18 protein-coding genes, 1 tRNA gene and 1 riboswitch are annotated in these 20,680 nt (G+C 41.5%); of the genes, 17 read left to right on the top strand and 2 right to left on the bottom strand.

The features are described from left to right. Positions 1 to 208: 208 nt before the first annotated feature. Positions 209 to 384: riboswitch (cobalamin riboswitch) on the top strand. Positions 385 to 678: 294 nt separating this feature from the next. From VEIS1202513_RS09170 to VEIS1202513_RS09135, 8 genes are all read left to right on the top strand, one after another. After that, positions 679 to 2,841 (top strand): methylmalonyl-CoA mutase family protein, encoded by a 2,163-nt coding sequence (locus VEIS1202513_RS09170; protein ID WP_213467373.1) that lies wholly within the window; start codon positions 679 to 681, stop codon positions 2,839 to 2,841. Positions 2,842 to 2,845: 4 nt separating this feature from the next. Beyond that, a complete protein-coding gene (gene scpA, locus VEIS1202513_RS09165; protein WP_178885852.1) occupies positions 2,846 to 5,035 on the top strand; it encodes a methylmalonyl-CoA mutase in 2,190 nt (729 codons plus the stop codon). After that, positions 5,028 to 6,281 (top strand): methylmalonyl Co-A mutase-associated GTPase MeaB, encoded by a 1,254-nt coding sequence (meaB, locus tag VEIS1202513_RS09160; RefSeq protein ID WP_213467372.1) that lies wholly within the window; start codon positions 5,028 to 5,030, stop codon positions 6,279 to 6,281. Before scpA ends, meaB begins: the two co-directional genes overlap by 8 nt. A 295-nt stretch (positions 6,282 to 6,576) precedes the next feature. Continuing rightward, positions 6,577 to 7,467 carry a DUF3829 domain-containing protein gene (locus VEIS1202513_RS09155; RefSeq protein WP_060923732.1) on the top strand — a complete coding sequence of 297 codons (891 nt, stop codon included), beginning with the start codon at positions 6,577 to 6,579 and terminating at the stop codon, positions 7,465 to 7,467. Between the two features lie 48 nt (positions 7,468 to 7,515). Beyond that, a complete protein-coding gene (locus VEIS1202513_RS09150; protein ID WP_024066613.1) occupies positions 7,516 to 7,773 on the top strand; it encodes a hypothetical protein in 258 nt (85 codons plus the stop codon). Between the two features lie 236 nt (positions 7,774 to 8,009). Then, on the top strand, positions 8,010 to 8,615 hold the full coding sequence (locus tag VEIS1202513_RS09145) for a MotA/TolQ/ExbB proton channel family protein (protein WP_178885844.1): 606 nt from the start codon (positions 8,010 to 8,012) through the stop codon (positions 8,613 to 8,615). Next, on the top strand, positions 8,612 to 9,016 hold the full coding sequence (locus tag VEIS1202513_RS09140; RefSeq protein WP_009352440.1) for an ExbD/TolR family protein: 405 nt from the start codon (positions 8,612 to 8,614) through the stop codon (positions 9,014 to 9,016). Before VEIS1202513_RS09145 ends, VEIS1202513_RS09140 begins: the two co-directional genes overlap by 4 nt. 4 nt (positions 9,017 to 9,020) lie before the next feature. Further along, positions 9,021 to 9,866 carry a hypothetical protein gene (locus VEIS1202513_RS09135; protein ID WP_213467371.1) on the top strand — a complete coding sequence of 282 codons (846 nt, stop codon included), beginning with the start codon at positions 9,021 to 9,023 and terminating at the stop codon, positions 9,864 to 9,866. Positions 9,867 to 9,921: 55 nt separating this feature from the next. Here VEIS1202513_RS09135 and VEIS1202513_RS09130 read toward each other — a convergent pair whose 3' ends face one another. Next, positions 9,922 to 10,332 carry a CAAX protease gene (locus tag VEIS1202513_RS09130; protein ID WP_119209198.1) on the bottom strand — a complete coding sequence of 137 codons (411 nt, stop codon included), beginning with the start codon at positions 10,330 to 10,332 and terminating at the stop codon, positions 9,922 to 9,924. Between the two features lie 196 nt (positions 10,333 to 10,528). Between VEIS1202513_RS09130 and VEIS1202513_RS09125 the strand changes: the two genes are divergently transcribed. The 7 genes from VEIS1202513_RS09125 to VEIS1202513_RS09095 all read left to right on the top strand — a co-directional run bounded on the left by VEIS1202513_RS09125 (position 10,529) and on the right by VEIS1202513_RS09095 (position 18,351). Continuing rightward, positions 10,529 to 11,503, top strand: coding sequence for a M48 family metalloprotease (locus VEIS1202513_RS09125; protein WP_213467370.1), 975 nt, complete (start codon positions 10,529 to 10,531; stop codon positions 11,501 to 11,503). 196 nt (positions 11,504 to 11,699) lie between these two features. Further along, positions 11,700 to 12,995 (top strand): adenylosuccinate lyase, encoded by a 1,296-nt coding sequence (gene purB / locus VEIS1202513_RS09120; protein ID WP_060923735.1) that lies wholly within the window; start codon positions 11,700 to 11,702, stop codon positions 12,993 to 12,995. Between the two features lie 120 nt (positions 12,996 to 13,115). After that, positions 13,116 to 14,264, top strand: coding sequence for an MFS transporter (locus VEIS1202513_RS09115; protein ID WP_213467369.1), 1,149 nt, complete (start codon positions 13,116 to 13,118; stop codon positions 14,262 to 14,264). An 88-nt stretch (positions 14,265 to 14,352) separates the two neighbouring features. Continuing rightward, a complete protein-coding gene (locus VEIS1202513_RS09110) occupies positions 14,353 to 15,636 on the top strand; it encodes an adenylosuccinate synthase (protein WP_178885836.1) in 1,284 nt (427 codons plus the stop codon). A gap of 540 nt (positions 15,637 to 16,176) precedes the next feature. Beyond that, positions 16,177 to 16,521 (top strand): ArsR/SmtB family transcription factor, encoded by a 345-nt coding sequence (locus VEIS1202513_RS09105; RefSeq protein WP_009352539.1) that lies wholly within the window; start codon positions 16,177 to 16,179, stop codon positions 16,519 to 16,521. Positions 16,522 to 16,523: 2 nt separating this feature from the next. Continuing rightward, positions 16,524 to 17,957, top strand: coding sequence for a DNA polymerase IV (gene dinB, locus VEIS1202513_RS09100; protein WP_213467368.1), 1,434 nt, complete (start codon positions 16,524 to 16,526; stop codon positions 17,955 to 17,957). A gap of 109 nt (positions 17,958 to 18,066) precedes the next feature. Beyond that, the gene (locus tag VEIS1202513_RS09095; protein WP_213467367.1) at positions 18,067 to 18,351 is read left to right on the top strand and encodes a hypothetical protein; all 285 of its coding nucleotides are present in this window, start codon (positions 18,067 to 18,069) and stop codon (positions 18,349 to 18,351) included. 143 nt (positions 18,352 to 18,494) lie between these two features. Here VEIS1202513_RS09095 and VEIS1202513_RS09090 read toward each other — a convergent pair whose 3' ends face one another. Beyond that, positions 18,495 to 19,376 carry a hypothetical protein gene (locus tag VEIS1202513_RS09090; RefSeq protein ID WP_213467366.1) on the bottom strand — a complete coding sequence of 294 codons (882 nt, stop codon included), beginning with the start codon at positions 19,374 to 19,376 and terminating at the stop codon, positions 18,495 to 18,497. 185 nt (positions 19,377 to 19,561) lie between these two features. Between VEIS1202513_RS09090 and VEIS1202513_RS09085 the strand changes: the two genes are divergently transcribed. After that, positions 19,562 to 20,551, top strand: coding sequence for a 5'-nucleotidase, lipoprotein e(P4) family (locus VEIS1202513_RS09085; RefSeq protein WP_213467365.1), 990 nt, complete (start codon positions 19,562 to 19,564; stop codon positions 20,549 to 20,551). Positions 20,552 to 20,599: 48 nt separating this feature from the next. Further along, a tRNA-Arg gene (locus VEIS1202513_RS09080) sits at positions 20,600 to 20,676 on the top strand. Positions 20,677 to 20,680: the final 4 nt, after the last annotated feature.

The following is a 20,680-nucleotide window of genomic DNA, read 5'->3' as shown; positions in this document are numbered from 1 at the left end:
TAGATTTTATGATGATTTGTACTCGATTTATAACTCGATTTGCAGACAATGAATACGTATATTTGTTAGCGATGAATACGTATATTTGATTGTGATGAGTTTTTATCATTTTAAATATGCATTAGTTATAACCTAAAATTTGATACTTATGATTAACTGTTATGTTCATTGACTTTGTGCATAATCTTACACTATATTGGACTTAGAACAACGAATATAGAGAATAGGTGTCACAAGACTTAATAGAGAAATCGGTACAAGCCGATGCGGTCCCGCCACTGTAAGGACGAGCCTGCTTTCAAAAATGTCACTGGAGAAATCTGGGAAGGCGAAAGCGAGGTGATGAGCCCGAGCCAGGAGAACTGCCTATTTGATAATCACCGTTATGTACCTACGAGCGATAGGAAGGGGATTGGGGTATGCTGGTTTCAGTGTTTTTTGGCGTACCTTTCAATAAGAAACCTTACGTGTCACTTTTGGGTGGCACGTTTTTTGTTGCCCTTGAAAGTGGCTGTTAAACATATATATCAGGCTTCATAGTTAATGAATTGATGGACACATATTTGAGGTTGATGTGATCTAAATATAGGAAAGCTCGTGTGATGTATATGTATAACAATTCGCAGGTACGGTGCGCTGTTTCTCGGTATGGTTTCGAGTTGAAAAGGAGGCACATATATGTCTGACAAAAAGACTTCGAAGGACGCAGAACGCGATCTATTAGCACCTGTATCCTTTGACGAATTTGAGAAACCTACGTATGAACAATGGCAGGCTGAAGTTGAAAAGGCGTTAAAAGGTGGCGACTTCCACAAGAAGATGTTTACTAAAACCTATGAAGGTATTACGTTGCAGCCAATTTATACACCTGCACTGCATGCAGAAGCAATTCCAAAGGGCGTATACCCTGGGGCAGGCGAGTTCCTACGTGGTACTAAGGCAAGTGGTTATATTAAAGACTCTTGGGGTGTATCCCAATATGTAGATGACTCTTTGCCTAAGGATGCCAATCATGCAAGTTTATACGAGATTGTAAAAGGTGGCACCATTCACAACATCCGCCTAGATGAAGCAACACGCCATGATCAAGATGTGCAAGTAGGCGCATCCGTTGGCGTTGGTGGTACATCTGTATCCACTATGGATGACTGCAAACAATTGATTGACCGCTTCAATTTGAAGGAAAATCCTTTGTACATTGAAACAGGTGCTTCTGCAGCCATCTTGCTTGGCATGTTAGCGGCTACGGTGAAAGGCGCTAAAAAACAAACATCTGATTTGAAAGGTCTCGTTGGTGCAGACCCTATCGGTGTTTGGGTGAAAGATGGTGCTTTGCACATTTCCTTAGATACAGCCTTTGATGAAATGGCACATACTGTTGTGTGGGCTAAAGAACAAGCTCCAGAGCTTAAAACAGTACTCGTATCTGGCGATGTATACGCTAATGGCGGCGCTAACGATGTGCAAGAGGTTGCCTATGCATTGGCAACAGCTGTTTGCTACGTGCGTCAATTAGCACAACGGAACATCGATATTCACACCATCGCGAAGAGCATGATGTTCACATTCTCCTTAGGGGCTAATTTCTTTATGGAAATTGCTAAATTGCGTGCCTTGCGCGTACTTTGGGCTCGCATTATGGAAGCTTTCGGTGCTGAAGAAGCGGACCGTGCCGTTCATGTACACGGCAGAACATCGGCTTTCACAAAAACTGTATACGACCCATATGTAAACTTGTTGCGCAATACGACACAAGCATTCTCTGGTGTTGTAGGCGGTTTGAACAGCCTTGAAGTATCTCCGTTTGACCAACCAATTCGCAAAGCGGATGATTTCTCTCGCCGTATTGCCCGCAATATCCAAGTTATGTTGCAAACTGAATTTGAGTTGCGCCAACCTGTGGACCCTGTAGGCGGTTCTTGGTACGTGGAAACATTAGCTGCTGAACTATGCGAAAAAATCTGGTCTGAGTTCCAAACAATCGAGTCTAAAGGTGGCATCATTGCCGCATTGAAAGAAGGCTATCCTCAAACTCAAGTGAAAGCCATCCTCGATGAACGCTTTAAAAACCTTGCATTCCGTAAGGACGTAGCAGTTGGTAACAATATGTATGCGAATATGACAGAAGAGTTACTTGATCCTAAACCAGAAAATCAAGAAACATTGTGTCAAAAACGAGCTGCTCAAATTGATGAGTACTTGGCAGGTGCAGAGGCTGATGCGGTTGTGAAAGCACAGGCTACTCTAGAAGCAAGTACAACAGAACCAGGTGCGTTGATTGGTCTTATTGAGCTTGGGGCATTACAAAAATTGACAATCCGCCAAATCCGTAAGGCTTTAGATGCAGGCGATATTTCTTCTGAAACAATCGAACCAATTATTGCACATCGCTGGACTGAACAATTCGAAGCCCTCCGTATGCGCACAGAATCGTATAAACAACGTACGAAAGATAATGTTAAGGTGTTCTTGGCTAATATGGGCCCAATCCCTCAACATAAACCTCGTGCGGACTTCTCCACAGGCTTCTTCGAAGTAGGTGCTTTTGAAGTGATTAAAAATGATGGCCATGAAACAACGGCTGATGCGGCGAAGGCTGCCCGTGAAAGTGGTGCCGATGTTGTGGTTATCTGTTCCACAGATGATACATATCCAGAACTAGTACCACCACTCGCTAAAGAGTTGAAAGAAACTATGCCGAATGTAACAGTTATTTTGGCAGGGGCGCCTCCTAAGGACCTTGAGCCTGTATACCGTGAAGCTGGCGTAGACGACTTCATTTCCGTTCGTGCAAATTGCTACGAAATCTTACATACGTTACAAGATAAGAAAGGGATGTGAGCTCATGTTTAAAAATCCAGACTTCTCCTCTCTTGGCTTGGGATCTCAGTCGCCGACATCTCGCGATGCATGGCTTGCTGAACTTCAAAAAGAAACAGGAAAAAGCTTTGAAGATTTATATAATACGACAATGGAGCAAATCCAACTAAAACCTCTCTACACAGAGATGGATTATGAAGGCATGACACACCTTGATTACATGGCTGGTGTACCTCCATTCTTGCGTGGACCTTATTCCACAATGTACGTAACTCGTCCTTGGACAGTACGTCAGTACGCTGGTTTCTCCACAGCAGAAGAATCCAATGCGTTTTACCGTCGTAACTTGGCAGCGGGCCAAAAAGGTTTGTCTATCGCCTTTGACCTTGCCACACACCGTGGTTACGACTCCGACCATCCTCGCGTAGTAGGTGACGTTGGTAAAGCTGGTGTTGCGGTAGACTCCATCCTCGATATGGAAATTCTATTCTCCGGTATTCCTCTCGACCAAATGTCCGTATCCATGACAATGAACGGCGCCGTATTGCCTGTCATGGCGTTCTATATCCTAGCTGGTGAAGAACAAGGCGTTGATAAAAAGGTTATGGCTGGTACAATCCAAAATGATATCTTGAAAGAATTCATGGTACGTAATACCTATATTTACCCTCCAGCTACGTCCATGCGCATCATCGGCGATATCTTTGCTTACACCTCTCAGTACATGCCTAAGTTCAACAGTATCTCCATTTCTGGCTACCATATGCAAGAAGCAGGCGCTACTGCAGATATTGAATTAGGCTACACATTGGCCGATGGTCTTGAATACATCCGTACCGGTGTAAATGCAGGCCTTCACGTAGATAAATTCGCTCCACGTTTGTCCTTCTTCTGGGCAATTGGTAAAAACTACTTCATGGAAGTTGCGAAAATGCGTGCAGCTCGTATGTTGTGGGCTAAGATTATCAAGAGCTTCGGTTCTGAAAATCCAAAATCAATGGCACTTCGTACACATAGCCAAACATCTGGTTGGTCCTTAACAGAACAAGATCCATTCAACAACGTAGCTCGTACATGTATGGAAGCGATGGGTGCTGCATTGGGCCATACCCAATCTCTACATACCAATGCGCTTGATGAAGCCATTGCGTTGCCTACGGACTTCTCTGCTCGTATTGCCCGTAATACTCAGCTTTACATTCAAGATGAAACTAAGGTATGTAAAGTTATCGACCCATGGGGCGGTTCCTACTACGTAGAAGCCTTGACTGATGAATTGATTCGCCGTGCTTGGGGTCATATCCAAGAAATCGAATCCCTTGGCGGTATGGCGAAAGCGATTGATACTGGTCTTCCTAAGATGCGTATCGAAGAAGCGGCAGCTCGTCGCCAAGCTCGTATCGACTCTGGCCGTGAAGCAATTATTGGTATCAATAAATATCGTCTAGATAAAGAAGATCCATTGGATATCCTCGACGTAGATAACACGGCTGTACGAGAAGCGCAAATCCGTCGTCTCGAACAATTGCGTGCTAACCGTGATGAAGATAAGGTTCAATCCTGCCTCGAAGCGATTACCAATGCTACAGAATCTGGGGAAGGCAACTTGCTTGCTCTTGCACTTGAAGCTGCTCGTGCTCGTGCATCCTTAGGTGAAATTTCCTTTGCTGTTGAAAAGGTTTGCGGTCGTCATAAAGCGGTTATCCGCTCTATTTCCGGTGTATACTCCAGCGAATACGAAGATGACGATGTTATCAAAGAAGTTCGCCAAATGGCAGATGATTTCGAAGAACTCGAAGGTCGTCGCCCTCGTATTATGATTGCGAAGATGGGCCAAGACGGTCATGACCGCGGTGCCAAAGTTATCGCTACATCCTTCGCGGATATGGGCTTTGACGTAGATATCGGACCTTTGTTCCAAACACCAGAAGAAACAGCGCAAGATGCGGTGGATAATGACGTTCATATCGTCGGCTTCAGTTCCCTTGCGGCAGGTCACAAAACATTGTTACCTCAACTTGTGGAAGAACTCAACAAACGAGGTCGTGGAGATATTTTGGTTGCCATCGGTGGCGTAATCCCTGCTCAGGACTATGAGTTCCTACGCGAACATGGCGCAGTGGCTATCTTTGGCCCTGGTACAGTCTTGCCTGTAGCGGCTAAGAAATTGCTAGAAACATTGACTAGTCACGTTCAAGATGAAGGCAATGACTGATAATAAAAGGCCTACTCCGGATGAATTGCGCAATGCACAGGACGCTACTTTTATCACTGGTGAAGGTAAGGCGCCAGAATTAGGTGTAAAAAACGCAAATGCCGAGGGTAGTACCTACCGTCCGGACTGGGTGCCAGAAGATGCGAAGAAAGATGATACCTTTGCGTGTCACGTGATGAAAGGCGTCAAGGAAATGCACGACGGCCTCTTATCTAGCTCCGCGCATCTGGCTCCGTCGGTACGTCCCGTACAGCGGCGAAAGAAGTTAACTGTCGCTGATTATGTACGCGGTATCGAGCAGGGGGACCGCGTTATACTTTCACGGGCTATTACGTTAGTAGAAAGTAATAATAAGGAACACTTTAAATTAGCTCAACAAGTATTGCAAGCTATATTGCCTCGTACGGGCAAGGCGTTGCGCATCGGTATTACTGGTGTGCCTGGGGCCGGTAAAAGTACATTTATTGAAGCCTTTGGCAATATGCTCATTGAAGCAGGTTACAAGGTAGCCGTACTTGCGGTAGACCCTACAAGCCAAGTCACAAAAGGTAGTATTTTGGGCGATAAAACGCGGATGGAAACGTTGACGAAACATCCTGAGGCCTATATTCGTCCATCGCCGGCTGGTGGTACACTAGGCGGGGTGGCTCGTAAAAGTAGAGAGACCATGCTACTTTGCGAGGCTGCTGGGTACGATATTATTCTCGTCGAAACCGTAGGGGTTGGGCAAAGCGAAGTCACTGTGCGCTCCATGGTAGACTTCTTTATGCTCATCGTCTTAACTGGTGCAGGCGATGAATTGCAAGGCATCAAAAAAGGCGTTATGGAGCTGGCTGATGCTATTGTGGTTAACAAGGCTGATGGGGACAACCTCAAGCGTGCTCTCATCGCTCGTAGCGATTACGATCGGATGTTGCATTACATCCGTCCAGCTACGGAAAAATGGAAAACACAAGCCTATACTTGTTCAGCTGTTACGAAGGATGGTCTCGACGAATTGTGGGATGTAATCCAAGAATTTGCTGAACAAGGTAAAGAAAATGGCGTCTTCTTAAAACGCCGTCAAGAACAATCCCTCCGTTGGGTACGTGATATGATTGACGAACACTTGCACAACCTATTCTTTAATAATGTAGTCATTCAAGGTCGTATGGGCGAAGTCGAAAATGCTGTTTTAGACGGTGAAATGAGCGAATCACAAGCCGTTGAAGAATTAATTGGGGTTTTTGACAAGTCTATTAAATGAGTAGATAGCTATATACCTATTTGATAAGATGGCATAACTTATCTATTAAGACACTCCGATTAGCTATCATACTGATTTAGACATATAAGATGTATCCAGAAAAGGCATAGTATAAACATTACTATTGGGTTTAGCCCAATGAAGATGTATACTATGCCTTTTTATGTGCCTGTGAAAGCATATTCATGAAACAAATTTCATAAAAAACACGGTTGATACTTTCATAAATATCATATATGATATATAATTTAATCATAGATTGTTACTTGTATGTGATTAAAAAGAGAGGGTCATTATGAAACCACTAGTAAAGAAAATGCTAACAGTAGTATTGTGCGCATCAACTCTAACAGCACCATTATTCTTGACAGGATGTAGTGTTTCTAAGGTTGCCAATAGCGTACAACAAGGTGTTCAAAAGAAATCACAAGATGACGTTAAAGTGTTTAACAACTACATTAAAGCCGTTGGCGATTTTAACAGTCATACAGTGCGCTTTGGCTATGCTATCGGCCCAGACATTCAAAAACTAAGAGAAGGTCAACATTTAACAAGCTTTATGGCACCACATTTTGATTCTTTACAAAAGAACTTACAAGCCGCTAAGGATGCTGGCGTGCCATATGATGATATGAAAGAACCTTTAGATAATGTATTGGCTGTATTAAAGGATATTGTACCAGTAGCCAGTGAATTGGATACGTACTACGAAACTAATTCATATCAAGCAGATAATTATGCTAAGGAACAACAATTAGGACCTAAATACGTTCAATTATATGATCAGTTCTATGCAGCGTATAATCAACTAGACGCAGTAATTCACAAACACAATACGGAAAACCAACAAGAACAGTTGAAAGAACTTAAAGAGTCTGGCAAGAAAAATGCAGCGGCAGCTCAAGAAGTTCATTTACGTTTAACTGCTTTATTGGATGGCTTTGAAGAGGGTAAACAAATTGATGTAAATGCAGCTAACCAAGAGTTACAAGGCATCATGGACGTATCTAATAGTATTACTAGTCCGGAATATAACAGTACTAAGAATTCATTAAATACAGCTATTGGTAGAATTCGTACATTCTTAGGTGACCAAACAAATGATCATTATAATGATATGGTTGAATCCTATAATCGCTTCATTGGCAGTATGAATCGTTTGGATATGAACAAACTTGATAAATAATATCTAATGGTATATACCGTTTCGTATAATGTTAGAGAGGGTCTTAAAATGAGTAAAAAAATGTTGTTACCCGTTGGTGTAGTTGTTTTAATTATAGGTATTGTTATCCTGTTATTAAACCCAGATCCAGCTGCAACAAATTTAGAAATTGCAAGAAATGCTACTAATGCACGAGAGGCAGCTAAAGCAATTTCTTCTAACAATCAAACGTATGCTTGGATGTATTCCATCGGCATGTTCTGTAGTGGCTTTGGCTTGTCCTTAACAATCGGTGGCATACTTGTAAAATTCCTTAAAAAAGACTAATAAATCATACGAATGCAATGGTTATGCTATGGTTAAATCCTGACAGAATTAAGGTCCGGCAAAGGAAAAATAGAATTAGAGTAGAAGCAGAATAAAAGCAAAATTAAAGGCTATACTAATATGTGTATCATGATTAGTATAGCCTTTTTTTGTCTCATACATATTTTTAGATGCCCTAAAACGTGATATAATAAAGGTTATTGGGGCCTAGAGGGTGAAGGCTTTTGGAGGTTAGTATGAGTAGCATAGCGCATTTATTTGTGGCTGGTGGATTTGTTATGTATCCGCTAGTAATTTTTTTGCTCTTTGCATTGATGATTGGCATTGAGCGTATCATTTTATATCGTAAGTTTACAAAGGACTTGCGCCGTTTTAATAAGGTATTAGAGAAGAATCAATCTTGGGTCATGTTACCAAGTGTTCTGGAACGCGACACAGAGGAGCTTGGTGCTTTATTTGCTCGTGCTATGCGCAGTGCAAAGAACTATAATGGTTTAGAAAACCGTTTACAAGATGTAGTATCTTACGCCGATGAGCGTTTAAAACGCGGCCTTAGCTGGCTTAGTATGATCGTAACTATGGCACCGTTGTTAGGGCTGTTGGGTACAGTGCTGGGTATGATTCGCGCCTTTGCTGTCGTAGGTGGCGATATTGGTGCGCCTACCATCATTACAGGCGGTGTATCCGAAGCCTTGGTAGCAACAGCGACAGGCCTTACAGTAGCAATTATTGCGCTTGGCTTTCACAGTTACTGTGCAGCAAAGGTAAACGATTCTATTACTACATTAGAGCATGAGTGCGGCAACATCCTCGATGCGTACAACGAGGAACATGATATATGAGACGGCGCACATTAGGGGTTAAAAAAGAACCGACCATCATGATTATCCCTATGATCGATATCGTATTTTTCTTATTGGTATTCTTCATGGTTGGCACGCTGTACATGAATACAGAGCAACAAATTCCGCTCAATTTGCCATCTGCATCCACATCTACAGCAAAATCTATTGAACCTATTACGATTACGCTCACCACAACGCACACGCTATATATCGATAATCAGGAAATCTCTTCCGACCGATTGGCTGAAGAGGTACAATCTATCGTGAAGCAGGCACCTCGACAAGCTTTTGTCATTCGTGCATCTAAGGATGTTTACTATAGCGAGGTTATCGCCCTATTGGACATGCTCAAGGTGAATGGCGCTAAATATATTAGCGTCGCTACGGAACGGAAGTGATTCTATGTTTGAATCGCATTATTTGAAACCGTTCATCGTGTCCTTAGGTATTACGACGATACTCGTCTCTGGGATGGGTCTTTCTTTGCGGGGAATGGCAGGTACAGGTGCCGCCCATGATGCGGCGGAAATTAGCTTTAATTTGCCTGATGATGGTGAAAGCGATACAGGGGTTGAGGCTGTTGACACCGCACCGAAACCAGTGGAAAATCCTATGGAAAAACCACAGAATGTAACTCCAGAAGGCGCGACACCTAAGGCGAATTCTTTGGTGGATGAGCGCAAGCCAGAGGATGAGCGTACTAAAGAGTTAAGTGAAAGTACAGCAGCTTCTAGTGTACGCCGAGAATGGACCGTTCCAAAGGCTATTGAATCGGAAACGAGCAGCAGTGAACAAGCTGTAGTTACGCACGGAGCAGATTCTAAGGATGGAAAATCCTCCAAGAATAGTAAAGCGCCTATCGGTAAAGAGATAACATCAGATCCGAATGCAACTGGAGATGGATTGCCTGAATCTAGTGACTTATCTGTCTTATCTGATTTAGCATTGAGTTTATTGACGCCAGGACAACAAGCGCTTTTACAAAAACCAGATATTAATCCTCATGACTACTTGCGGACTGTGCAAGAACAGGGGCGAGCATCTGTCGTAACAGGCAAGGTGGTAGTACGAGTTAACTTTGATGTTAACGGTAATGTCATCGTTGGCGAACATACGCCACTGATCGTGGATGATGTACCACCAGCTGTACGAGACGAAGCACTGCGCATCATCAAAAGCAGTGGATCCATCGTTAACCGACGGGGTGAACCTGTTTACTTAGCAGTTCCCGTTATTCTAGGACAATAAAGAGGCATATCTCATACAAATGTATGTAAGATATGCCTCTTTTGTTATGTTTGCATTAGTCTTGATTAGTAAGCATTGTCTTAGTGGAGTTGAATACTGCAAGGTATACGATGGCGCCACCGATAAATAAAGTGATTTGCATAGGTGCGCTAAATTGATCGACGCGCCATAAAGCGAAAGCGTAGAAGAACATTGTTACTAGCATGATGAGGAATGCAATGATAACGCGTACATTGGTGTTAACAGCTAAGGATGTAGTGATGCGAGATTTATTGAGTATCACGTAAATTAAGGACACGATAATATCTGCTGTAAAGATAGAAAATACATAATTAAGATCGAACTCTCCAAATAGAACTACAGCCAAGCCGATAAAGCTGAGTCCAAAGAATAAGCGTAATAGTATACCTATAGTATTTGATTCGTTGCGCTGTGCACGACGCTCTTTGCGATTTAAATTTGCCATGAAAGCCTCCCCATAACGGACATAGTTAGTCTTACTACTATCATAAAGCTCAGTTATAAATAAGCTATTCTTCATAATAGGTTTAGTCTGTATGTTTATTATATATCACAATGTACAGCTATGATACACTTTAATTAATTTATTACTATATTAGTATATAGCTATATAAGCCTATAAGAACGTAAAGAGAGCGCCTATGATTCAAGTTATTCTTACCTATATCGTTAATGTCATTATTGTATTTGTCTTTTTCCCAATTTTAGAGTCTGCCGTGCAATTGGTGTACCCCTTTTCTTGGGATTGGTTTATAAAACCGTTACATTTAGCGGATAAGTTAGATGTGTATATTGTTTTGTCTATTGCGTTACCTATTATAGTGGCGATTGGATTATTTTTGCCACCTTTTAGTTGGCTAGCCCATTTGTTACAAGGTGAAAGAAAACCAAGTGCTGTAGAAGCTGAATATATTGAACCACTCTTAGAAGAATTATGTACACGTAGTGGCGTATCAAGAAATACTTTGACATTGCGTATGCGCACTGATGAGGATATCAATGCTTTTGCTTCAGGCATCAATCATATTACCATTCATACAGGCGCTTTGAGTGGATTAGATAAACGACATTTACTTGGCGTTTTGGCGCATGAATTGGGGCATTTAAGAAACCGAGACACGATTTACTTGACCATAACCTACGCTATGGACCGATTAGGACAATTAATATTAAACCTCGTTATACTTTTAAATGGAGCCTTAAATATATTGGCACTGATTCCTATTGTTAATATCGTCATTCGCATAATCCAAATAGTTCTTCTTGTTATGATTGCGGCGGTGGAGTATGTACTGCGCTTGCCGAAGTGGATTACCTACTATTTTGATAGCCGCCGTCGTGAGTATGCTGCAGATGCCTACGCCGTATCTATCGGTTTAGGGCGAGAGTTGCGAGAGGGCCTTGTTGCATTAGGCCTTGCCACTGAACAAATTGGTATGCTTGAAACTGGTGAATTATATGATCGTGAAAGTACGGGATTTTTTAGTCGGTTGTTTATTACTCATCCAAAAATGATTAAACGCATTCAACGCATAGATGAAGGTATAGAAATATACGAACTGAAACGAAGTCTCTTGTGGGACCGAATGATAAGAAAAGCTAAATGTATCCAATAGAGCCGAATAGAGGTCTTAATCTATATAAAACAAAAATAGAAGTTTGAATATAGTGAATGCTGCATAAACACGAACGATTAGTAAATTTAATATAATTATCATTCGGAAAATTTAGGTCCATTCATTGAATGGAGCTTTCACATATGGTACAATTATTCTATAAGAAATCTAGCTTTTATCATGCAAAGGAGACATCATGATACCACGTTATACACGAGAAGAAATGGGCCATATTTGGAGCGAACGCAATGAGTTCGACACAATGTTATTAGTAGAAACATTGGCATCCGAGGCGCAAGCTGAGTTGGGAGTTATCCCTAAAGAAGCGGCTAAAGCCATTCGTGAAAAGGGCAATTTCGACGTTGAACGCATTCATGAAATCGAAAAGGAAACAAACCACGATATTATTTCCTTCGTAACAGCAGTAGGCGAATACGTAGGTCCTGAAGCGGCTAAATATATCCATCTTGGCCTTACATCTACTGACGTTAAAGATACAGCACTTGGTTACATGATGAAACAAGCATGCGACATCTTGATTGAAGACTTGAAACGCTTGCACGAAGTATTGCGTCGTCGTGCAGCTGAGTTCAAATACACACCTATGATCGGCCGTACACATGGTATTCATGGTGAACCTACTACATTTGGTTTGAAATTAGCATTGTGGATGGCTGAAGTAGAACGCGACATCGAACGCATGGAGCACGCTCGCAAAAGCGTAGCTGTTGGTAAATTGTCCGGTGCTGTTGGTACGTACTCCAACATCGATCCATTCGTAGAACAATATGTATGCGAAAAATTAGGTCTTGAACCTGTTAAAATCGCTACACAAGTCGTACAACGTGACCGTCACGCTGAATTGTTGTCTACTATCGCTGTTGTAGGCGGTACATTGGATAAAATCGCTTTGGAAATCCGTCATTTGCAACGTACAGAAGTGCGTGAAGCGGAAGAATATTTCAGCCCTAAACAAAAGGGTTCCTCTGCGATGCCTCATAAACGTAATCCGATTACATGTGAAAGAATTTGCGGTATGGCTCGCTTACTTCGTGGCTATGCTCAATCTGCTTACGAAGACCAAGCTTTGTGGCATGAACGCGACATTTCCCATAGCTCTGTAGAACGTGTCATCTTACCAGATGCAACAATTTCGTTGAACTACATGCTTCACCTTACAATCCGTACAATTGATAAATTGTTGGTATATCCTGAAACAATGCTTAAAAACCTTAACCTTACAGGTGGTCTTGTATTCAGCCAAACAATTTTGACTCACCTTGTAGACAAAGGTGCCGTACGTGACGAAGCATACCGTTGGGTTCAAAAATACGCTATGGAACGTTGGCTTGAAGGTAAAGATTTCGCTACAGGTCTTAAATCTGATGAAAACATCAAGAAATACATGACTGCTGAAGAAATCGATGCATGCTTCGATCCACATAAATTGTTGAAACATGTTGATACAATCATGGCTCGCTTTGGCCTATAATTGTAGGGTACTTCCCACATAACATATGAAAGATTAGGGTAGGTATAGACCAACAAGCCTATGGCACATGCATTAGGTGTTGGCTATATCTACCTGTTTTTATTTATTTTAGGAGGTTATATGAAACGTATTATACGAAAATACGGACCGCCTATTTTTCATTGTATTAATGACTTTGGACAAGGATCTCTAGCGGCGCTTATACCGTTTTTTATTGCTAACTTTGGGCTTAATTACTATCAATCAGCATCTATCATTTTCTGTAACACCATCGTGGCTTCTATAGCCCAACCTATCTTGGGCTATGTGGCGGATCGGTGGCGCGTGCCTTGGTTCATTCCTGTAGGTTTTTCTATAACATTAGTCTCCATTAGTGCCATTGCACTGGCGACGAGCTATGAGATGATACTTGCTCTATCGCTCATTGCAGGCCTTGGGGCTGCATTGTTCCATCCTGAGGCGGCACTTCTTGTAAACCGTATGCAATCCAATGAGCTTGGTAATGCTATGGGGCGCTTTGCCGTAGGCGGTAGCGCTGGTTTTGCATTGGGGCCGCTCCTTGCTGGTGGTGTGTACGTCTTTGGCGCTCAGTTCCTTTGGGTGTTCACCGCTATTGCTTTGCTCGGTGTATTGCTATATCTCTATGCCTTTACGGGCGAGGCTGATACGACTAATATTGGTGAAAGTAAAAGCTCTGCTACATCTACTAAAACGGGTACGAATGATTGGTCGAGCTTTGGTAAGCTATTCTTTGTAATCGCTTCACGATCCATATTGTTCTCTGTACTATCTATCTTTATTCCTATTCTGTACATTACCGTTATTAACGGCGAAGCCAGCGCCTCTAGTTTGGCGCTAACTATGTACTTTGCAATGGGAGCAGTCCTTACCTATATGGGCGGGGCTTTATCTGATAAATTAGGCTTCCTTAAAACGGTGCGCTTAGGTAATCTTATCTTCTTGCCATCTGTTTTAGTGTTTATATTTGTGCCTAATATCTGGGGCTTCTTCGGTGCTATGATACCGATGGCCTTTGGCGTATTCTCACAATACGGACCCATTACCGTACTCGGTCAAAAATACCTTGCTAAAAATGCAGGCTTTGCGTCGGGGATTACACTAGGCCTTGGCATTACCTTAGGCGGCCTTGTAGCGCCATATGTAGGGCATCTAGCAGACATCTATGACGTGCAAACTGCTTTGATGACATTGATACCTGTAGGACTTATGGGGCTCCTAATGAGCCTATGGCTTAAAGAACCAAAATAGTACTGGCACAATAAATACTTTCACAGAGTCCGAACATTGTTGTATAATGTTAGTGAATTATTTAGACTTTCACATGGAGGATATAGATATGGCAACAAGTATGGTTATCGGCACTCAATGGGGTGACGAGGGTAAAGGTAAGATCGTTGACTGGATTGCGGAACGTGCGGACGTTGTAGTGCGCAGTCAAGGTGGTAATAACGCAGGTCATACTGTTGTAGTAGATGACAAAGCATTTGCGCTTCGCCTGTTACCAAGTGGTATCTTGTATGATGATAAACAAAATATCGTTGGTACTGGTGTTGTTATCGACCCTAAAGTTTTGTTACAAGAAATTGAAGGTCTTGAAAAACAAGGTAAATCTGCTAAATCTCTTCAAATTTCTGACCGTGCGCATGTTATCATGCCATATCATATCGCTTTAGATAATGCAGAGGAAGCATCTAAAGGGGATGCTAAAATCGGTACTACTAAAAACGGTATCGGTCCTTGCTATGCTGATAAGATTAACCGTATCGGCATCCGTATCTGCGATTTGTATGACTTGGATACATTCAAACAAAAATTAGCATACAATGTAGAATTCAAAAACAAAATGCTTACAAAGGTTTATGATGCTGAACCTGTTAACTACGATGAAATCTTAGCTGACTACATCAAATATGCTGAAGCATTGAAACCATATGTAACAGATACTAATATCGCTGTTTTGAAAGCAGTGCAAGAGGATAAAAAGGTGTTGTTCGAAGGCGCGCAAGCAACTATGCTTGACCTTGATCATGGTACATATCCATTCGTAACATCCTCTCATCCAATCGCTGGTGGTGCTTCCACAGGCGCTGGTATTGGTCCAAACTACTTGAAAAATATCTTCGGCGTAGTAAAAGCTTACGCGACACGCGTTGGTGCAGGTCCATTCCCTACAGAGCTTCTTGATGAAACTGGCGATAACCTTCGCAAACTTGGTCATGAGTTCGGTACTGTAACTGGTCGTCCTCGTCGTTGCGGTTGGTTAGATCTTATGGTTGTAAAATACGCGGCAGGTCTTAACAGCCTTGATTACCTTGCAATCACTCGTTTGGATATTCTTGATACATTCAAAGAATTGAAAATCTGCGTAGGTTATAAATTGAATGGTAAAGATGTAGAAGGCTTCCCAGCTAACTTGAAAGACCTCGAAGCATGCGAAGCAGTGTACGAAACATTGCCAGGTTGGGAAACAGATATCTCTGGTATCCGTAAATACGAAGATCTTCCTGAAAATGCTCGCAAATATGTAGAACGTATTGCAGAAGTAACAGGCGTACCTTTGGGTATCGTATCCGTTGGCCCTAACCGCAGTCAAACTATTGATTTAGTAAACGTATTTTAAGCTATACTAATTTGATATAATAGGATTGCTCTAGAGTAGACTAGAATTCATCATTATAAATTCTATGTTTTTCCTACTATACAATCGACTTATAGAATTATACAGATAAGGCCCCTCTATGAGGGGTCTTTTGTATTGAAAGTCATTAGAACACAAAATCGGTATAGTTTATATCTAATCCTTTAGATTGCTAATATAGTGCGGTATATCGAAGTATGCTATATGGTTATTAGAAAATCGCTATATCGAAAATCCTATAGAAAATAATTGCACAAAACCATTATATATACATTTTTATGTATAACTAAATAAATCTATGAGATGAAAATTTATTTAAAATATTCATAGCGAATAGCCTATAGTGTGCTGAAATTAGTTTATAATGTGGTAAAATTTACTCATATATAATTATTTGGTATTCATAATAAATTATTAAGATACAAATATAAAGAAAAAAATAGATTTACATTAAGAAATAGTATATAATAGTATCCATAAGTAGATTGACATTTTTTGATACGGATTTGAGGAGTTAAAGATATGGTTGAAGTTTCTTATGAACGTTTAGCGACGATTTTTAAGGCATTAAGCGATGAAACAAGATTACACATCATCGACATGTTGTCTTGCAATGAATTATGTGCAGCTGATATTTTAGCTAGCTTCAATTTATCCCAATCTACGTTGAGCTACCACATGAAAATCTTAATTGATGCAGGTGTAGTTAACTCTCAACGTAATGGCTTATGGACTCGTTATTCCATTAATGAAGCTACATTTGGCGATATTTTAGAGATCATCCCTCAACTATATAAATCTAAGGATGAGTGTATTTGCGCGCAAATTAAATACTGCCGTATTTCTGAGCACGAAAAAGAAGCGTAACAATGAGACGATGGATTATGCATGTTGATATGGATGCATTTTTCGCGTCCATCGAACAATTGGATCATCCAGAATATAAAGGCCACCCCGTAATTGTGGGTGGTCTTTCTTCACGTGGCGTCGTTGCCACTTGTTCTTATGAGGCTCGAAAATTTGGCGTTCACTCCGCCATGCCCATCTCTCGTGCTAAGAAACTCTGTCCCGATGGCGTCTATGTGTATCCGCGTATGGATCGTTACAAAGAGGTATCTCATCAGATTTTTTCTATTATGAAAGAATTTACTCCTCACATTGAGCCTCTATCTATCGACGAAGCCTTTCTCGAGGTTAGCGGTATGTCTACCATGTATAGTGGACCAAAAGCACTGGGCAGAGCCATTAAAGATCGAGTATTTGAGGAAACTGGTCTTATTATCTCTGCAGGGCTAGCACCGAATAAATTCCTTGCCAAATTGGCATCCGATTTAGATAAGCCCGACGGCCTCGTAGTCATACCTTATGGCCGTGAAAAAGAGATTTTAGCTCCATTACCGATTAAACGCATTTGGGGCGTAGGTCCTCGTACAGAAAAAATCTTGAAAACAGGGGGCTTTCACTTGATGCGTCATATTCAAGCGTTGCCTGATGAAAGCTGTTTAATTCCTCTCGTGGGCAACCAGGCGCGCCGCATATGGGAACTAGCGAATGGGATTGACGATAGACCAGTGGAAACCAATCGCAAAATACAATCTATCGGAGCTGAGGAAACCTACGAAGAAGATTTAACTGACGGCAGTGCCATTGAACTAGAGTTTAGATACTTTGCGAACCGCTTATCAAAACGATTGAGAAAACGTAATCTCTTAGGTCATACCGTATCCATTAAGGTTCGGTACGATGATTTCACTACCGTATCCCGCCAAAAGCGACTAGACACACCATCCGATCATGAGCATATATTCTTTGAAACCGCGCTACTTTTATGGAACAAACTCATGCAAGATAAGACGAGCAAGAAACCTAAAGGAAAAGCAAAAGAGCTTGAATCTTTAGGTGCTACAACTAAGGTACAGGCTAAAGCCTTTACGTATTCTTCTGAGGAAACCCGATGGATAGATCCTCCTGGCCCTATACGACTATTAGGTCTCACCGTAAGTGGCCTCGACGAAGAGGTGCCTATGCAAGAGAGCCTCTTTGAATCGTCACAGGATAAAACAGAAGATAAGCTAGCTAGCGTGTTAGATTCGTTAGAGTCTAAATTTGGTGAAACGGCTGTTATGAGTGGCGCATTATGGCAGCGCTTTCACGGAGACAATGGAACGCGTAGAAAGCGATCGGAACTAAAGGCCGCAGTAGATGCACAATCTACTAATGAGGATGTGGAATCTACTAGAATGGATAAGGTCCTTGGCCTAGATAAGAATGGTGATGTAGGCGACATTAACGAAGACATATAACTCGATACAATAGACTCATAAAGTTTATATTGAATACTTTCGCTAATATATTTATTCATGTTACAATATGGATATAGTGTTTAAAAATTACCGCAAGAGAGGTATAGATATGAGTTTATTTCGTGTAGCCATCCATTATGGCATCAACAGCAATGGCTTCTTGTCCTATGACACAGAAGCAAAAACAGTGTCCGTAGATTTACCTGAACAAGAGTGGGCTGATAAGGTTATCGCTTACTTGAACGACGAACATGCCATCGAGCATGCTACAGGTCTTGATACATATGAACGGATGACTGTAAAACCATTAGAATCTTTGGATAACTTAAAATTAGCTTTAACACGCATGTGGGAAGCTATCGACGTACAAGTCGACTGGAGCCGTCCAGCGTAAACAAAATGATACCCCTTTGTAACCATGTATTGGTTATGAAAGGGGTATTTTTTATAGTACCGCAAACTAAGACGAAGCCCCACCTTGCTATGTAGCTCATAGTAAGGTGGGGCTTTTGTCATGGTGAGTGTATTTAAATATTATTAATCAAATTTTTTATTTGTTAGGTCCTGATACATAAGCTTAGCGATTTCAAACTGTGGATCACCGGCTTGTAATTGGTGGGACGGTAGTTTAAATACAGCTTCAGCTCTTTCCTCTTTCTTGATATCGATACCCTTTACATCTTCGGACCGACTTATGGAAATGGTATGTGTTGTTGGATTTATGAAGTACGCATTTACATCAATGCTGAAAGCTTTGTTTTCGTCTTTTCTCATGATTACACGTAGAATCATAGCTGAAATAGCAGCGGTACCATCTTTTTCACCTAATAGCTGCTTAGATGTGTAGTCCACATAATCTGCATAGACATAAATATCGCCAGGTTTAGCCTTGTCATAATCTTGTGTATAGGCCTCTACTAAACGCAAATCTAGTTGTCTGCCGAATGGTCTAGAGAACATTTCGCTTTGTAATACGCGTGTTTCGCTTACCGGTGGATAGGACGGTATTGGTGTTAAACCCTTTAGCATATCTGTGCGTGTTTCGTCTTTTCTTTTAGCCTGACGTTCAGCAGTGACTTTATCTAAGCGTTTACGCTCTTTTAACATGGCTTTTTCTTGTTCTTCTTTAGTTTTGTAAGTTTTTACGGATACAACACGGTTACCAGACATAGTCACCGTTGAATAGATGGGCTTATCTTTAGTAGGTTTTCCCTTAGAAGCATCAAGCGTAGATTGCACCATAGCAGGTGTTGCGCTTTCGATAGATTTTTTTAACTCTGGAATATTAGAATAATCCATATCAACTACTGCGGCGTCTGTGCTTTCACTTGGCTGTACTGGTGCAGCCCCGTACGCAGATGATATAGCTAATACAGCTAATAGTGAACTGGTAATAATTGATCGTTTACATACTTTCATTACATATACCTCTTTTTATAAGAACTCTCTAATACTATCAACAGCTGTATTATAGCATAGTTCTTGTGTAAATCGATTAAAATACACAGATAGCCTATAAAGCTATAGAGGACTTTCGTATACCTATGTAGAATTACATTGTGTATTGTATTTGTACAGAGAGCAAATGTGGTTAGGAGGCAATTATGAAACGTAGTAGTTTGGCATGGTATGTAGGGGTGGCTTGCCTTGGCGGTAGCCTTTGCGTAGGTTCTGTAGTACAGGCGGATTCTCCGATGACAGTGAAGGCAAATCCTGTAGTTCCTACAGCGATGGTAGCGCAGGTTCAATCAACTCAACCGACTAATAGTATAGTGGCTACGAATACGGTAGCTAATACAGTAGCTGCTAACAGTGAGCCGGCAAAAGCTGCAGTAGTACTAGATGAGCAGGCAGCACTGAAGCAAAAACAGCAGTACCAAGCTGACACAGAGACGATGGGGCTGTTATGGATGCGCACCTCTGCTGAGTATAGAGCATTGGCATATCAGGGGTATAATGTGGCGCTGAATATTGTTAACATGGCTGTTACTGATCCATCTCATCAGAGAAAGCCTTTAGCTATCGTTCTTGATGCGGACGAAACTGTAGTGGATAATACTAAACTGATGGGTGAAAGCGTTGCTAGTGGCAATGGTCGCTTCGATGCTCCTTGGTGGCGTCAAGCGGTACATCAAGGGAAATCACAAGCCATGCCAGGTGCCGTTGAGTTTTTAAATGAAGTACATAAACAAGGGGTAGAAATCTTCTACGTATCAAATCGCTATGCACCTGTTAACTATGATGCAACAGTACAAAACTTTAAGGAACTAGGGTTCCCATCCGTCGATAAAGACCATGTACTACTATTCGAAAAAGACTCTGACAAACAACCTCGCTTTGATGCAATTGCTAAAAAATATTATGTCATTCTATACATGGGCGATAACGCTGGTGACTTCCCAATCGGCACAAAAGGTAAGACACTAGCTGAAAGAAATGGCATCATCGATGCTCATAAAGAAGACTTTGGTACTACCTTTGTGGTATTCCCAAACCCTGCCTACGGATCTTGGGTGAGTGCATTAGCGAAAGGCTACCAAAACCTAAGCCCAGAAGAACAAAAACAAGTGAATAACCAATACCTACAACAATAAGGATGCCTTGCGTATACTTTATTAAAAACGATATAATAAAGTATACATGCGTCTATAGCTCAGTAGGATAGAGCAGCAGTTTCCTAAACTGCGTGTCACTGGTTCGATTCCGGTTAGGCGCACCAGTAT

This window comes from Veillonella orientalis (assembly GCF_018406505.1).
Taxonomy (GTDB): domain Bacteria; phylum Bacillota; class Negativicutes; order Veillonellales; family Veillonellaceae; genus Veillonella; species Veillonella nakazawae.
Note: the sequence above shows the minus strand (reverse complement) of the source record. Positions and strands in the feature narration are given on the sequence as shown.

Coding starts and splice junctions, on each gene's coding strand:
- VEIS1202513_RS09170 (WP_213467373.1), top strand. CDS start 679: ATGTCTGACAAAAAGACTTCGAAGGACGCAGAACGCGATCTATTAGCA.
- scpA (WP_178885852.1), top strand. CDS start 2,846: ATGTTTAAAAATCCAGACTTCTCCTCTCTTGGCTTGGGATCTCAGTCG.
- meaB (WP_213467372.1), top strand. CDS start 5,028: ATGACTGATAATAAAAGGCCTACTCCGGATGAATTGCGCAATGCACAG.
- VEIS1202513_RS09155 (WP_060923732.1), top strand. CDS start 6,577: ATGAAACCACTAGTAAAGAAAATGCTAACAGTAGTATTGTGCGCATCA.
- VEIS1202513_RS09150 (WP_024066613.1), top strand. CDS start 7,516: ATGAGTAAAAAAATGTTGTTACCCGTTGGTGTAGTTGTTTTAATTATA.
- VEIS1202513_RS09145 (WP_178885844.1), top strand. CDS start 8,010: ATGAGTAGCATAGCGCATTTATTTGTGGCTGGTGGATTTGTTATGTAT.
- VEIS1202513_RS09140 (WP_009352440.1), top strand. CDS start 8,612: ATGAGACGGCGCACATTAGGGGTTAAAAAAGAACCGACCATCATGATT.
- VEIS1202513_RS09135 (WP_213467371.1), top strand. CDS start 9,021: ATGTTTGAATCGCATTATTTGAAACCGTTCATCGTGTCCTTAGGTATT.
- VEIS1202513_RS09130 (WP_119209198.1), bottom strand. CDS start 10,332: ATGGCAAATTTAAATCGCAAAGAGCGTCGTGCACAGCGCAACGAATCA.
- VEIS1202513_RS09125 (WP_213467370.1), top strand. CDS start 10,529: ATGATTCAAGTTATTCTTACCTATATCGTTAATGTCATTATTGTATTT.
- purB (WP_060923735.1), top strand. CDS start 11,700: ATGATACCACGTTATACACGAGAAGAAATGGGCCATATTTGGAGCGAA.
- VEIS1202513_RS09115 (WP_213467369.1), top strand. CDS start 13,116: ATGAAACGTATTATACGAAAATACGGACCGCCTATTTTTCATTGTATT.
- VEIS1202513_RS09110 (WP_178885836.1), top strand. CDS start 14,353: ATGGCAACAAGTATGGTTATCGGCACTCAATGGGGTGACGAGGGTAAA.
- VEIS1202513_RS09105 (WP_009352539.1), top strand. CDS start 16,177: ATGGTTGAAGTTTCTTATGAACGTTTAGCGACGATTTTTAAGGCATTA.
- dinB (WP_213467368.1), top strand. CDS start 16,524: ATGAGACGATGGATTATGCATGTTGATATGGATGCATTTTTCGCGTCC.
- VEIS1202513_RS09095 (WP_213467367.1), top strand. CDS start 18,067: ATGAGTTTATTTCGTGTAGCCATCCATTATGGCATCAACAGCAATGGC.
- VEIS1202513_RS09090 (WP_213467366.1), bottom strand. CDS start 19,376: ATGAAAGTATGTAAACGATCAATTATTACCAGTTCACTATTAGCTGTA.
- VEIS1202513_RS09085 (WP_213467365.1), top strand. CDS start 19,562: ATGAAACGTAGTAGTTTGGCATGGTATGTAGGGGTGGCTTGCCTTGGC.